The 14,287-nt window shown below is 40.3% G+C and carries 16 protein-coding genes, 1 tRNA gene and 1 pseudogene; 12 read left to right on the top strand and 6 right to left on the bottom strand.

Features of this window, described 5'->3' with window-relative positions; all coding sequences use genetic code 11:
- Window positions 1-12: 12 nt before the first annotated feature.
- From KQH81_RS17360 to KQH81_RS17350, 3 genes and pseudogenes are all read left to right on the top strand, one after another.
- Window positions 13-86: transfer RNA gene (locus KQH81_RS17360), tRNA-Gly, on the top strand.
- A 208-nt stretch (window positions 87-294) separates the two neighbouring features.
- Window positions 295-453: an NUDIX hydrolase gene (locus KQH81_RS17355; RefSeq protein ID WP_035771047.1), complete on the top strand. Its 159-nt coding sequence runs from the start codon at window positions 295-297 to the stop codon at window positions 451-453.
- 230 nt (window positions 454-683) lie between these two features.
- Window positions 684-812 (top strand): annotated as a pseudogene (locus KQH81_RS17350) (helix-turn-helix domain-containing protein); the annotation flags it as partial.
- 607 nt (window positions 813-1,419) lie between these two features.
- Here the strand turns inward: KQH81_RS17350 and ant(6) are convergent.
- The 4 genes from ant(6) to KQH81_RS17330 form a co-directional block, all read right to left on the bottom strand.
- The gene (gene ant(6) / locus KQH81_RS17345) at window positions 1,420-2,286 is read right to left on the bottom strand and encodes an aminoglycoside 6-adenylyltransferase (protein WP_079547273.1); all 867 of its coding nucleotides are present in this window, start codon (window positions 2,284-2,286) and stop codon (window positions 1,420-1,422) included.
- A gap of 169 nt (window positions 2,287-2,455) precedes the next feature.
- Entirely contained in the window at window positions 2,456-2,989 is a 534-nt protein-coding gene (locus tag KQH81_RS17340; protein ID WP_079547272.1) for a GNAT family N-acetyltransferase, read from the bottom strand.
- A 120-nt stretch (window positions 2,990-3,109) separates the two neighbouring features.
- Window positions 3,110-3,910 (bottom strand): helix-turn-helix domain-containing protein, encoded by an 801-nt coding sequence (locus KQH81_RS17335; protein ID WP_230028587.1) that lies wholly within the window; start codon window positions 3,908-3,910, stop codon window positions 3,110-3,112.
- Between the two features lie 33 nt (window positions 3,911-3,943).
- Complete coding sequence (locus KQH81_RS17330; RefSeq protein WP_230028585.1) at window positions 3,944-4,378, bottom strand: GNAT family N-acetyltransferase; 435 nt, start codon at window positions 4,376-4,378, stop codon at window positions 3,944-3,946.
- Between the two features lie 445 nt (window positions 4,379-4,823).
- Between KQH81_RS17330 and KQH81_RS17325 the strand changes: the two genes are divergently transcribed.
- The 9 genes from KQH81_RS17325 to KQH81_RS17285 all read left to right on the top strand — a co-directional run bounded on the left by KQH81_RS17325 (window position 4,824) and on the right by KQH81_RS17285 (window position 12,665).
- A complete protein-coding gene (locus KQH81_RS17325; protein ID WP_230028583.1) occupies window positions 4,824-5,237 on the top strand; it encodes a cysteine-rich VLP domain-containing protein in 414 nt (137 codons plus the stop codon).
- Between the two features lie 111 nt (window positions 5,238-5,348).
- Window positions 5,349-5,744 carry a replication initiator protein A gene (locus KQH81_RS17320; RefSeq protein WP_230028581.1) on the top strand — a complete coding sequence of 132 codons (396 nt, stop codon included), beginning with the start codon at window positions 5,349-5,351 and terminating at the stop codon, window positions 5,742-5,744.
- Window positions 5,745-5,927: 183 nt separating this feature from the next.
- Window positions 5,928-6,869 (top strand): MobV family relaxase, encoded by a 942-nt coding sequence (gene mobV, locus KQH81_RS17315; RefSeq protein WP_230028579.1) that lies wholly within the window; start codon window positions 5,928-5,930, stop codon window positions 6,867-6,869.
- A 58-nt stretch (window positions 6,870-6,927) separates the two neighbouring features.
- On the top strand, window positions 6,928-7,125 hold the full coding sequence (locus KQH81_RS17310) for a hypothetical protein (RefSeq protein ID WP_079547265.1): 198 nt from the start codon (window positions 6,928-6,930) through the stop codon (window positions 7,123-7,125).
- A gap of 100 nt (window positions 7,126-7,225) precedes the next feature.
- Window positions 7,226-8,848, top strand: coding sequence for a recombinase family protein (locus tag KQH81_RS17305; RefSeq protein ID WP_230028577.1), 1,623 nt, complete (start codon window positions 7,226-7,228; stop codon window positions 8,846-8,848).
- A gap of 172 nt (window positions 8,849-9,020) precedes the next feature.
- Entirely contained in the window at window positions 9,021-9,833 is an 813-nt protein-coding gene (locus KQH81_RS17300; protein WP_230028575.1) for a tetratricopeptide repeat protein, read from the top strand.
- 146 nt (window positions 9,834-9,979) lie between these two features.
- Window positions 9,980-10,621, top strand: a complete 642-nt coding sequence (locus KQH81_RS17295) for a lactate utilization protein (RefSeq protein WP_027639450.1) — start codon at window positions 9,980-9,982, stop codon at window positions 10,619-10,621.
- A gap of 299 nt (window positions 10,622-10,920) precedes the next feature.
- Entirely contained in the window at window positions 10,921-11,772 is an 852-nt protein-coding gene (locus tag KQH81_RS17290; RefSeq protein ID WP_051196313.1) for a YitT family protein, read from the top strand.
- Between the two features lie 47 nt (window positions 11,773-11,819).
- The gene (locus KQH81_RS17285; RefSeq protein ID WP_051196314.1) at window positions 11,820-12,665 is read left to right on the top strand and encodes a YitT family protein; all 846 of its coding nucleotides are present in this window, start codon (window positions 11,820-11,822) and stop codon (window positions 12,663-12,665) included.
- A gap of 135 nt (window positions 12,666-12,800) precedes the next feature.
- Here the strand turns inward: KQH81_RS17285 and KQH81_RS17280 are convergent, their stop codons facing one another.
- Together KQH81_RS17280 and KQH81_RS17275 are read right to left on the bottom strand one after the other, a co-directional pair.
- Entirely contained in the window at window positions 12,801-13,604 is an 804-nt protein-coding gene (locus KQH81_RS17280) for a MetQ/NlpA family ABC transporter substrate-binding protein (RefSeq protein ID WP_230028573.1), read from the bottom strand.
- A 20-nt stretch (window positions 13,605-13,624) separates the two neighbouring features.
- Window positions 13,625-14,284 (bottom strand): methionine ABC transporter permease, encoded by a 660-nt coding sequence (locus KQH81_RS17275; RefSeq protein WP_027639454.1) that lies wholly within the window; start codon window positions 14,282-14,284, stop codon window positions 13,625-13,627.
- Window positions 14,285-14,287 lie beyond the last annotated feature (3 nt).

Genomic DNA, 14,287 nt, shown 5'->3' with positions numbered 1-14,287 from the left:
CATACATATTATGCGGGTGTAGCTCAATGGCAGAGCTCTAGCTTCCCAAGCTAGCTACGTGGGTTCGATTCCCATCATCCGCTCCACAAAAGTTAGGACAAATAGATGCCAATAAGCATTTAATTTGTCCTAATTTTTTATATTATGGGTATCTAAAGATTATTTATATATTCTTTAGAGAAACAAACTGGAATTTGTTAAAATAGATTTGCTAAAACCAGTACAAAGATATATTTTTTACTGTTTTTTTTATATGAACTTTAAAGGATTATTTAGATTATGAGGGAGATTACTATGAGCAGAAACGAAAATGCAATTTTCACTAATATGTGCATGGTATATGACAAAGAAAAAATACTTATACAAAATAGACTTAATATAAACTGGTCTGGAGTAACATTTCCTGGTGGACATGTTGAATATGCTGAATCATTCACGAATTCTGTTATTTGAGAAGTTTTTGAAAGTGATAATCTAAGTGAACTTTATTATAAAAAAGAAAATTATGAATGTAGGAAAATTATCTACTAAAACAATTAAATTACTATATATTATATATGGAATAGTATTCAATATATCGTGACTTCCACGTGAATTGCTCTCCATTGTTTAATTACATGATAGAAGATAAAATATAACCAAGATAAAGAGTAAATTTAAAGAGTGGGGAGATCTTAGCAGATATGAATGATTTAAATATAGGAAAAACAATTTTAACGCTTAGAAAAGATAAAAATATAACTCAGGAACAGCTTGCAAATATGGTAGGGGTATCTGCTGGGGCAGTAAGCAAATGGGAAACAGGGGTATCGCTTAGATAAAGATACCACACCAATCCCACGCTGACTTTTGCTCAACCGATACAGCCGGAGGGCTGGATAACAAGAAAAGGCGGTATGCGCCCCGTGGAGGGGTAGCGTACCGCCTTTTCTTGTGGGGGTTTCCAAAGGGGGCAACGCCCCCATTTGGCACACGACTTTGCGAAGCAAAGTGTAGTGTGTTATACGCTCTGTCGGCGTTGCCGTGAAAATGCCGTTGCCGCCGGGGAGGGCAAGGGCATTTGAAGCGGCAGGAAAACAGGGCTGTGCTTGTGTGGCGTGGAGCCGCAAGCGCAGGTCTGTTTTCGCCAGCAGACAGGGCGTATATGAACGCCCCCGTTCTTCGTCCTACGCTCTGACTTGTGGACAAAGTGTCCCGAAGTTGTGGCTACACTCCCGGAAAAGTAACAGGACAGCGGGTAACCGTCAAGGCTGAAATGAACGGGTTTACACCCGGCCTTGACCGCCACCCGCCGTCCCACTGAATGGGTGGACAAGGCGGCCAATCCCTCAAAGTGCTTGTCCGCGCTCTTTCTGATTTTGAGGTATTCAGTTTTTCAAAATTGAATAATCAAAATAAATTTTTTCGATTGAAAAAATTTTATTTGTTATCATATTCAATGCCATATTTTTTCTTTTGCCGAATCACATAATTACTGATTTTTTCATCATATAGTGGATACTGGTAATCCAACTGGCATGCCACTTCTGACGAAACCTCCCGGAACAATGCCATACATTGTTCAAAGGATTCCCACATATGGGGATAGGAATCCATATTATAAGTGGACATAAGTCGTTCCCACAATTCCTCTGGGACATATTGCTTCATAAATTTATAGTTTTTTCCCAAACTGAAATGAAATCCCTGTTTGATACCAATCAGCCAGGAAATCATGCGAAGCAATTCTTTTCGTACTATATCATTCATATGGTCAATAGCAAAAAGAATTTCTTTGCGGCATAAGCCCTTTACTACATATGTTGTAGTATTCCAAAATTCATTACAGCAATCGTCAAACATTCTTTGAGTAGGCTTCTGCAAGTGGTAGTCTATATCCGTTGGTATTGGCGGCTTTACGATACGGTTGTCTTTATCCAACAGTAACTTTACCAGTTTATCCCATGTAAAATACTCGTCTATCAGTTCCAGCGGCAGCAAAGTTAAATCTATCTTAACATCATCAGTAAACAGCATTAAATATGAAAATCCCTTTTCTACAGCTGGAAATAATTCCATATCTTCCGGCTTTTGCAGAATCAACCTTTCACCAAATATATCTAGCCATTTATCATCACTTGTGAAGCTGTCCATATCCGTAACAAAAAAAGTAATATCAAAATCCTGAAAATCATCAGGCGGAATATTTGTATTTGTTCTAGATCCTTCCAAAGTAACCATGCGAATGCGTTTATCTGTTTTTGCAAAATTCAAAACAATATCATAAACTTCCTTTTCTGATCTCATTTTTATCTCCTCCAATTATTGAAATAGGTGTGAAACCATTTTAGGGCTTTCCCGCCTTGATTGCCCTTTAGCAAAGACGGGCGGGACTGTCAACGGCGGCGAATGAAATGCGCCGTTCATCTTGACCGTTGACTGGCTCGGCTGGCTTTGCTATCTCTCCGATAAATTACTATCTGGATTTCATTTCTTTTTCAAATCTAAAGAAATAATTGTTCTCTTTTGGAATGTTGCCTGCGGTTTCACCTATTTGGTGTGGGTCTTTGTGCTTCGGATTAAAAAATTCTACAATCTTAAAACCACAACGATTTACATAAAAATGAATGTTTCGCTTATCGTAATATGGGGTATGCGTCTCCCAAATTTTTGTTTCAGGATGTAGTTCTTCAATCGCTTTCCATATCTTAAATCCGTTTCCAGCATTTTGTGCGCTTGATTTCACATACAAAAGGTGAAGTGAGTTGTAGCCGGTCTTATCATCTATAACAATGACCGCTCCGCCGATTCTTTCTCCGTCAATTTCTGCGATATATGCTTCAGCGCCTTTTGCGTTAAAAGATTCTTCTATATCTTCCGCAGGAAGAACTTGCTTTTCAAATTCTCCAAACTCTGACACATAAGAAATTTGAAAAGCCTCTTGTATTTCACTTACAAATGTGTTTTTTTCTTCAACGGTAATGATTGGTCTTAACTTTATTGTGTTCATACTTCCTTGCTCTCCTTAAATTTTATAGTCCGGTTCATCAAAGAAGTATGTCTTTATTCTCTCCCACCCCAATCAAATAGTTTCATAGTTCACCACTCCAAATCTTGATTTTCTGTTCTCCTACTTTCTTCCCCGCTGGGGCTTTGGATTTTTCAGCAAATCCGATTTCTGTGCAATCTTTTTCAACCACTTCTTTTCTTCCTCTGACAGTTTCCCATAGTTTAACTTGAGCCGCTTACAGATAAATGCCATAGCCGCCTGCTCCGGGTCGCTGTCCTCTCTGGTGGTTTCCTCTGCGGTCTGCAAGAAATCTTCCAGTGGGTTGTCCTCCGGGACGCTGAAAAAATCGTCCTTATGGGCTTCCCGCAGGTCGAGGGCTATCTTGTTTATATCCTGCTGTATCACATAGCGGCAAAAGCTGTCGTCGTCAATGTGGGCGGCGATAAGCTGTCTTAACTGCGGGTCGGTCAAGCCGGGATTGTGCTGTTTCATAATCGTTGCACTCACAGCGTCCAAAATGGCGTTTGCGCTCTGCACCTGCTTTGCCGCTACGCCGTTCACATAGATTTCAAGGTCGGCCATGAGCCGGGGAAAATCCGGATGGGTCGCCAGTTCGCACAAGAGAGAATTGTCCACCAGTCCGCTTTTCAATAGTTCAATCATATCATCGCTCAAATGCAGGTCTGCGAGATCGGCATTTGGGTGATTTTTCGTTTCAGACCGGCCCAGCAGATAATCAACAGTCACTTCGTAAAACTTTGCTAACTCAATAAGGGCATAGTGGCTGATGTCCTTGAGATTGTCCCCCTCGTAACTGCCTAAAGCGGACTTGGAGAGATGGGTCTTCTCCGCAAGCTGCTCCAGCGTCAGCCCACGCTCCACACGCAGGTCTTTCAATCGTTCTTGTATGGATAGTTCCATGCTCTCCTCCTCATCCGCTTAAGCGGCCGATATTTATTTTGTGAGAGTAATAAGTTCATCAACTGATTGGAAGCCGTTTTTCTTATAAAATTTTTCGGCCGGAAAACCTCGTTCAGTATTCAAAATGATTGCGTTCATTTTTTCTGTCTGTATCTCATTTTCAATCAATTTCAAAAAATAACTTCCAATCCCTTTCCCTTGCAAGTCAGTCTTTACACAAAACTGGTCGATATAATATTCCATACCGTTAATCCACGGTTTTTTCATTCCTATGCTCAGAGCAATAATACTGCTTTCTTCTTTCAAAACATAGCCCACAAAATAATTGTTTGTCATGTAATTTTGGAAAAAACTCACTACCTGTTTTCTGGAACTATATGTATCATGCCATGGAGCTTTTGTGAACACATCAATAAATAAATCCACACATTCATCAATGTGTTTGTTCGACATTTTGATTATATCCATCAGTTAAACTCGCTTTCTCTTTTCTTATTTATATTGTAACACAATTCCGAGAGCGCGGAAATAGGGGAATTTTCAGGCGGATTTCCTACATTTCGGATATACGGGACGGGCGGCCATTTAGGTGTAGACTTAGGGTAGTTCATCGATGGACAGCACCTTGAAAACAGAATGACCGTCCGAAAAGGAATACCCCGGCTGGAGAAGCACAGCAAGGAGCCGGACTTCGGGACAAAATGTCCCGAAGCTGCGGGGAGCGTGCCAACGCCGGAACACGCCGCTATTGTCGGGGCCCCCGCAAAGCCGCATGGCTTTGTGGGGAGAGGAGGAGCAGCGGAGCGAGTGAGTTTTGCCGCTTGCGGTGAAACGAACGATACGCAGCTTGCGACGACGAGGCAGGAAAACTTTTCGGGGAGAACGGCAACGGAAAGCAAAATGGAGGGAACGCATGAGAGATAACCCCTATAAAGACTTGCCGCCGCTGGAACGCAGGCCGGACGGTTCCCTTTACCGCATGACACCGGCGCAGAGGAAACAGGCGGCCAGCCTGATACGCCGGGAGTGCTGTTGCTTTGAGGACGGTAACTGCATTGTCCTTGACGATGGGGATACCTGCACCTGCCCGCAGACGATTTCTTTCTCGGTCTGCTGTAAGTGGTTCCGCTGGGCGGTCTTGCCGCTGGACGGAACGCTGGAAGCGGAGATTTTCCGGGATAAGGACTTGAAACGCTGTGCGGTCTGCGGCGGCGTGTTCGTCCCCAAATCCAACCGGGCAAAATACTGCCCCGGCTGTGCCGCCAGAGTTTACAGGCGGCAGAAAACAGAAAGTGAACGGAAAAGGAGGTCTGCTGTGGACAGTTAGGAGCGAAAAAAGCCTTGATTTATCAGGCTTTGCAAGCCTCAAACCGGGGCGAGTGGTATAAAGTATCGTCCGCCCCGGAAAACGGGCCTCTAACCGTCCACAAAACGAACTATGACAAATACCATCTATATCCATCAGCCGGAAAGGGCGTTCAGCTTCACCCGGCTCCCCAATTTTCTCTTTGAAGCCCCCACATTCAAGCCCCTGTCCAACGAGGCAAAGGTTCTGTACGCCTTTATCCTGCGCCGGACAGAGTTATCCCGCAAGAATGGGTGGGCGGATGACTGCGGACGGATTTTCCTGTATTACCCCATCTGCGAGGTGGTTGACCTACTCCACTGTGGGCGGCAGAAAGCGGTGAACACACTGCGGGAACTGCAATACGCCGGACTGATGGAAATCCAGAAGCAGGGCTGTGGAAAACCCAACCGCATTTTCCCAAAATCCTATGAAGCGGTTCCAAACGCCGACTTCAAGAAATCCCGTTCTGGTACGCCGGAGGGCTGAAAACCGTACCCATGAAGTACGGAAACCGCCCCCCTGAAGTACGAAAACCGGACGGTATATAGAAATACAAAGATTAAAATGATTTATTTATATCCATTCCATTCCTATCGTATCAGAGATAATTCCGGCGGGATTTTCCCTGCGGAAAACCCCGGATAGGAAAGGAATGGGGAAAGGAGCAGAATGGCACAACACGCAATTTTGCGGTTTGAGAAGCACAAGGGCAACCCGGCAAGGCCGCTGGAAGCCCATCACGAAAGACAGAAAGAACAATACGCCAGCAATCCCGACATTGACATAAGCCGGAGTAAATACAACTTCCATATCGTCAAGCCGGAGGGACGCTATTACCACTTCATTCAGAGCCGTATCGAGCAGGCCGGATGCCGGACAAGGAAAGACAGCACACGGTTTGTCGATACGCTGATAACTGCCAGCCCGGAGTTTTTCAAGGGGAAATCCCCAAAGGAGATACAGGCGTTCTTCCAGAGGGCGGCGGCTTTCCTCATTGGCCGGGTAGGGCGGGAAAATATCGTGTCGGCGGTGGTACACATGGACGAGAAAACGCCCCACCTGCATTTGACCTTTGTTCCGCTGACAAAGGACAACCGCCTGTGTGCAAAGGAGATTATCGGCAACCGGGCGAACCTGACGAAGTGGCAGGACGATTTTCACGCCTATATGGTGGAGAAATATCCCGACTTGGAGCGTGGGGAGAGCGCCAGCAAGACAGGCCGGAAGCATATCCCCACCCGGCTTTTCAAACAGGCGGTTTCCCTCTCCAAACAGGCCAGAGCCATTGAAGCCGCCCTTGACGGCATTAACCCGCTGAACGCCGGAAAGAAAAAAGAGGAAGCCCTCTCCATGCTGAAAAAGTGGTTCCCGCAGATGGAGAACTTCTCCGGGCAGTTGAAAAAGTACAAGGTCACAATCAATGACCTGTTGGCGGAGAATGAGAAGTTGGAAGCAAGGGCAAAGGCCAGTGAAAAAGGCAAGATGAAAGATACGATGGAACGGGCAAAGCTGAAAAGCGAACTGGACAATTTACAGCGGCTGGTTGACCGTATCCCGCCGGATATACTGGCGGAACTGAAACGGCAGCAGCGGCACACAAGAGAGAGGTAAACGCTATGGGCAGATATTCTGATTACATCACAAATTTTTATAATATGGAGGACACTGGATGGTAAAAAGCGAAAGCGACATGATTTTCACACCCCGCACCGGGCAGGTCATTACGGCAGAGAACGGAACGCAGTATTTTGTATGTGGGAACAACCGTATCAAAATCTCCGAACACTTCGCCGCCGCTGGACAGCCGCTTGGCGATCTGATCGTTGATGTAGTCCGGCATACGGCGGAAAAAGCCATTTCCGCCTGACGGCCCAGCGTTGATATACGCCCACGCTTATGGTATAATTGCCCCAGAGCAAAAGTATTGTAAGCGTGGGTTGTTTCTTTGAAAAGGAGGATTTTTTACGGTGAAACAACCTTACAATACTACCATTTACAACACGGCTCTTTATCTGCGTTTAAGCCGTGACGATGAAAGCTACGGCGACAGCGTGAGCATTGAAACACAGCGGACAATCCTGCAACAGTACGCAAAAGAACATGGGCTTCATGTGGTCGGCGAGTATGTGGACGACGGCTGGAGTGGGACGAATTTCGAGCGTCCGAATTTTCAGCGCATGATGGACGATGTGGACGCAGGGAAAGTGAATTGTATTGTTACGAAAGACCTATCCAGATTTGGTAGGGAACACGTGATGATGGACTACTATCTGGAATTTCTGTTCCCGGAGAAGCGTGTGCGCTACATCGCCATTGCAGAAAACGAGGACACCGAAAAAGGACTGTCCGATTTCGTCCCGTTCAAAAACCTGTTCAATGAATGGTTTGCGAAAGATACAAGCCGCAAGGTAAAGGCCGCTTTCAAAGCGAAGTTTGCCACAGGACAGCGTATCGGCGCCTATGCTCCCATCGGGTACAGAAAACACCCGGAAATCAAAAACAAGCTGATAATCGACGAGGAAACCCGCTGGATAGTGGAGAAGATTTTTGACCTTGCCGTCCACGGCAGAGGTGCGGCCAGTATCACACGGATATTGATTGAGGAAAAAGTACCCACACCGGGATATATCAACTTCCGGCGGGACAAAACTTTCGCCAATATCTATGCGAATGCGCCGGAGGAAAAAAGCTACGCATGGACGATAGCGCAGGTCAAAAGCATTTTGAAAGATGAAACCTACATCGGCCATACCGTCCACTACCGGGAAACAAACATCTCCTTTAAGAACAAGCGGAGAATACGCAAGCCCCAAAGCGATTGGGTGCGGGTGGAGAACACGCAGGAGCCGATTATCAGCGAGCAGGTTTTCAATCAGGTGCAGGAGCAGATAGCAAGCCGCCGCAGGAAGTGCAAGGACGGTACGACACAGATTTTCTCTGGGCTGGTAAAATGTGCGGATTGCGGCTGGTCGCTGTCCTATGGGGAGAACCGGCAGAACAGTAAGCCCTACGGCCATTACCATTGCAGTAAGTACGGGCAGGGCACACGCCAATGCTCCATGCACTATATCCGCTATGATGTGCTTTACGCCTATGTCCTCTCCCGTCTGCAATACTGGTCTGGACTGGTGCAGAACGGCGAGGGGGAACTGATGAAGCGTCTGCTGAACGCCAGCGACAAGGAACAGGCCGCCGCAAGGAAACGGCAGGCCGCAGAATTGAAGCGGACGGAGAAGCGGAAAGCCGAGGTGGACAAGCTGTTTTCCCGCATGTATGAGGACTGGGTGGCTGGGCGTATCACGGAGTACAACTTCAATATGCTGTCCGGGAAATATCAGACGGAGCAGGCGCAACTGGACGAAAAAATCGGACAGCTTCAAGCCGCTATCGCTGCCGAGAGCCAGACCGTAGCAGACGCGGAAAGCTGGATTGCGCTGATGAAACAGTATGTCAATCCCACGGAACTGACCGCCGAACTTTTGAATACGCTGATTGAAAAAATCCTTGTCCATGAAGCGGTCAAGGGCGAGGACGGAAGCCGGGAACAGGAGGTAGAAATCTTCTACCGCTTTATCGGCAAAATTGATTGAATGACACCAATATCTTTAACTATGTGATACCGGAAACTCTACTCCAGATATTTCGCTACTATCACCTATAGCAAGGGCTTTAGATACATCACTAGATATATTATTATCGTTTCAAAAAGAAATTTCAGAAAAAGAAGTCAATGAAATAAAAGAACAACTTACAAATATTTTTTTGCACAAAGGATATGATAAAGCAGATAAAGAATGCAGAAGATACTTGAAAGAATATCCCAATTCATCATATTTAAAACTTTGCATAGCTACGTTAATTCAAATGTATGGTATGATAGATGCAAAAGATGAAAATATATCTAAGGGGAGGCTGAAACATTCTCTAGAATTACTATATAAAGTTGTTGATATCAATGAACCCAAATATAGAACATCAGCGCTATTTGCTATAGCAAATATAGAAATGATGCTAGAAAACTTTGAGGAAAGTGAAAAAGCTATAAAGGAAATTTCAAATTCTTTCATAGATCCTATGGTATTATATGTGTCCATTTTAGAAAAACAGGGGAGAGGGGAAGAACTATTTATAACTGCAGAAAGCATGCTACTTCAATACTTAAATCAGAGCGGTGCTATGATGTCAATATTAGCAAGAAGATATAAAGAAGATAAAAAATATAAAGAAGCAGAAAGGTTTTTAATGACTTTAAATAGTATACAAGAAAGTTTTCAAATAGGAATGGGGTCATCATTATATAGTTTAAGTAGATTGTACTACGAAAATGGTGATAAAAGTATGGCATCCAAATACTTTAAGACATATGTTGATAGAATTATAAATTTTGGATATGACTATTCAGAAAATCCTTATTTTCAGCATGTTAAGCTTCAAGTTGGAAATGAAGGTCAAAAGATAATAAGAAAAAGAATGTTTACAGAAATAATAGAGAATGATACTATGAATGACCTTAAAGGGATTAAGGATTATGATGAAGCTTTAGAGACACTAAGAAATGCCTCTCTAGAATCTTAAAAGAAATCTTAAATTAGAATAATATAAGTTTATAAACCTGACTTAGTTAACTATAAGTCAGGCTTTTTCATGGTATAATTATCATAAAAATATCATAGAGTAACGTGAAGAGTCTACCATATAATTTTAGGATAGGGAGAAAGAGTATGGATAAAAATTTAGAAGTAATAATTAAAAAAAGAGTGGACAAGGTTATTTTAGCTCTTGAAAAAAACAATATGAATGGATATTTTGTTAATGATGAAAGCGAAGCTTTAGAAAAGATAAAAGAAATATGTAATGAAGGCGAAACTGTAGCGGTAGGAGGTTCAGTATCATTAGCTGAGGTTGGAGTATTAGATTTACTTAGAAATGGAAAGTACAATTTTTTAGATAGATATGAAAAAGGTCTTACTCCAGAACAAGTGGATGATATTTTTAGAAAGAGTTTTTTTGCAGATACATTTTTTACAGGAAGTAATGCAGTAACAGAAGAGGGTTTCCTCTACAATGTAGATGGAAAGGGAAATAGAGTGGCAGCCATGATTTTTGGACCTAAAAAAGTTATTGTAGTAGTAGGAATAAATAAGATTGTATCAAATTTAGAAGAAGCAGAAGTCAGAATGCAAAAGATAGCGGCTCCAGCAAACTGTGTAAGATTAAATAAGACAAATCCTTGTACAGTTAAAGGTGAATGTATGAATTGCTTATCAAAAACTAGAATATGCAACTTGTATACAGTAATAAAGAGACAAATGGTAAAGGACCGTATTTCGGTAATTATTGTAAATAAACAGTTAGGTTATTAAAAAAGTAAGCTAATTATTATCGAAATGGTAAATAATTACTGTATAAATTTACAAAAAATTTTTTTTGAGAAGAAATGCATAATTATTCTAGATTAATTTGGTTAAAATTACATAAGTATATATTTAAAATGACTTAAATCATAGTTATATATAAATTTATTAATATAAATTTATATGAAATAAAAAATTGGCTTTATTAAATTCATAATTATGCATAGGCTAGCCACTTCAAGGTTTCCAAGATTTATTATATAATTAAATAGTGGATAAATTATTATTTTTATAAGAGGGGGGTTCTTATGAAAAAGTTTAAAGATTATTTAATCATTACTATTGGAGCTATGTTAGTAGCGGTCTCCCTTAATTTTCTAGTAATGCCCAATAATGTGGCTGCTGGAGGGGTAAACGGAATGGCTATGGTTTTAAATTACTATGTACCCAGCATACCAGTTGGAGCATTGATGGTAATTTTTAATGTAATTCTATTTCTTCTTGCATTTATAGTGATTGGAACGAGTTTTGGAGCCAAAACGATTTATGCTAGTCTATTACTTTCAGGATCTATATGGGTACTTGAAAAAGTATGTCCTGTTACCCATTCGTTGACAGGTGATGTTCTTTTGGAACTTATATTTGGAATAATTCTTCAGGCTATTGGAATGGCTACTATTTTTTATAGAAATGCTTCCACTGGAGGAACAGATATAATAGCAAAAATATTGAACAAATATTTTCATATAAATTTAGGAAAAGGTGTTTTATTAGCTGATTTAGTTGTTGTTACTGCTGCAACTTTAACATTTGGATTCAAAGAAGGATTATATGCTTTATTTGTAATAATACTTAATGGAGTTGCGATAGATAAAGTAATAGAAGGATTTAATGCATGCAAAGAGGTAAGAATAATTAGCAGTAAACAAGAAGAAATCAAAATGTTTATTTTAAATGAATTAAGCAGAGGGGCAACTATATATTATGCCAAGGGAGCATTCAGTGAATCTCCAGTAGAAGTGCTTTGGACAATAGTAGATACTAAAGAACTTATAAAAATAAAAAACTTTATAAAAGAAGTAGACCCGCAGGCTTTTTTAAGTGTGTCGGAGGTTTATGAAACTTTGGGAGAAGGTTTTGGAAATATGGTAGAAATGTAATATATTTAGTTGCTTTCTGAGGAAGAATAATCTCAGGAGGGAATGTTATGAAAAAGATAAGGGAATTTTCAGTTATAATATTAGGAGTATTTTTAGTTGCCATAGGTGTATACTTTTTTATGATACCAAATAATATAGCAGGTGGTGGAATCAATGGATTGGCTATAATTATAAATAGTTATATACCATCACTACCTATAGGAGCAATCATGTTTTGTATTGATGCTGTATTATTTTTGGTGGCGTTTATCGTTATAGGACCGAGTTTTGGAGGAAAAACTATATTTTCAAGTTTACTTTTATCGAGTACAATATTCGTACTTGAAAAGTTAGTACCACTTAATGGGCCATTAACAGATGACTTGTTTATAGAAATAATCTTTGGTATATTTGCTCAGTCATTAGGTATGGCCATTATCTTCAATGAGGATGCTTCAACAGGAGGTACAGATATAATAGCAAAGATATTAAACAAGTACTTCCATATAAATATGGGTAAAGGTGTACTTATGGTAGATATGATAGTAGTACTTATGGCTATGAATGCATTTGGACTTAAAAAGGGATTGTACGCGTTATTCACAGTAGTAGTTACAGGATTAGCAATAGATAGAGCTATAGAGGGATTTAATTCTGTTAAGGAAATAAAGATAATAAGCAAAGAGATAAGGAGAATAGAGGACTTTATATTAAATGATTTGGGCAGAGGAAGCACTATATATCATGCTACAGGTTCATATAGTAAGAATGATACAGAGGTTTTGGTAGCTCTTTTGGATAATAGGGAATTTGTAAAAGTAAAGAATTTTATAAAAGAAATTGATCCATCAGCATTCATAAGTGTGGCAGATGTATGTGAGGTTCTAGGAGAAGGATTTAAAGCAATTACCTAAAAGCTGACTTTTAGTTAAGAGTGACATATATAAAAGTGAGAAGACGTTGTTTTCTCACTTTTTTTAATATAAAAAGCCGGCACATACGTGCCGGCAACCCTTCACTCTTAACTACGTAACTCTTCACTATTTTTTTTAGAAAGCAGGAACTATACTTCCTTTATATTTTTCTTCTAGGAATTTTTTAACGTCTTCTGAAGTTAAAGCTTTTGTTAAAGCTTTTATTTTATCTGAATCTTTATTGTCTTGTCTAACAGCTAGGATATTAGCATAAGGAGAGTCACTTCCCTCAATAAATAAGGCATCTTTTGTTGGTATTAAGTCTGCAGATAGTGCATAGTTAGTATTTATAACCGCACCTTGAACATCAACAAGTATTCTAGGAAGTTGAGCAGCTTCTACTTCTGTTATTTTAAGGTTTTTAGGATTATCAGTTATATCATCTACTGTAATTAAGTCACCATCTTTAACTTTTATAAGTCCATTCTTTTCAAGAAGTCTTAAAGCTCTAGCTTCATTTGTTGGATCGTTAGGAACTGCAATGGTAGAACCATCTTTTAAAGCTTTTAAATCAGTTATTTGCTTTGAGTAAAAACCTAAAGGCTCGATATGAATTTTAGCTGTGTAAGTTAAATCATATTTCTTTTCAGAATTTTGCCCTTCTAAAAATGGTACGTGCTGAAAGAAATTTGCATCAAGTTCTTTACTTGATAAAGCAGCATTTGGAAGCTGATAATCGTCAAATTCAACTATTTCTAGCTTATAACCTTCTTTTTCTAATGCAGGAGCTATATGCTCTAAGATCTCCTTGTGAGGAATAGGAGATGCCCCTACCTTTATGGTTTTATCATTTTTATTGTCTTCAACAGATTTAGTTCCGCAGCCTACTACTGAAAATGATAATGCTGCTGCTAAAACTAGTGATAATATTTTTTTCATTTATTAGTCCCCCTTAAAATTTATTTTGCTAATGCTTTATATACTAGATTTCCAATAGTTTGGAAAAATTGCACAAGAATTATTAATAATATAACGGTATAAATCATTGTTTGCGTTTCATATCTATGGTAACCATATTTCATAGCTACATTTCCAAGACCGCCACCGCCTATGGTACCTGCCATAGCGGAATATCCAACTATACTGATTAGAGTTAGAGTGATTCCTTGAACTATTGAAGGCAGTGCTTCTTTAAGCATTACTTTAAAGATTATCTGAATGTTACTTGCACCGAAAGACTTTGCAGCTTCAATAACTCCCCTATCTACTTCCATAAGAGAACTTTCAATAACTCTTGCGGCGAAAGGAGCAGCACCTATACTAAGAGGTACTATTGCTGCGGCTGTACCAATGCTTGTACCAACAATTCTTCTAGTAATTGGGATTAAGCATATCATTAATATTAGAAATGGAAATGAACGAAGTACATTTACTATAAAATCAAGAATTCTGTAAATAGTCCTTTGAGGTTTTAAACCATTTGGACTTGTAACAACAAGTATGATTGCTGGAATAAATCCTAAAAGTATTGAATAAATTGTTGACTGAATAACCATTGATAATGTTTCTATTAGAGCTGGTTGTAATATTTTAAAATATATATCTAATAATGCTTCCATTGA

Origin of the sequence: Clostridium cadaveris, assembly GCF_020911725.1 — a bacterium.
GTDB classification, from domain to species: Bacteria; Bacillota; Clostridia; order Clostridiales; family Clostridiaceae; genus Clostridium_X; species Clostridium_X cadaveris.
Note: the sequence above shows the minus strand (reverse complement) of the source record. Positions and strands in the feature narration are given on the sequence as shown.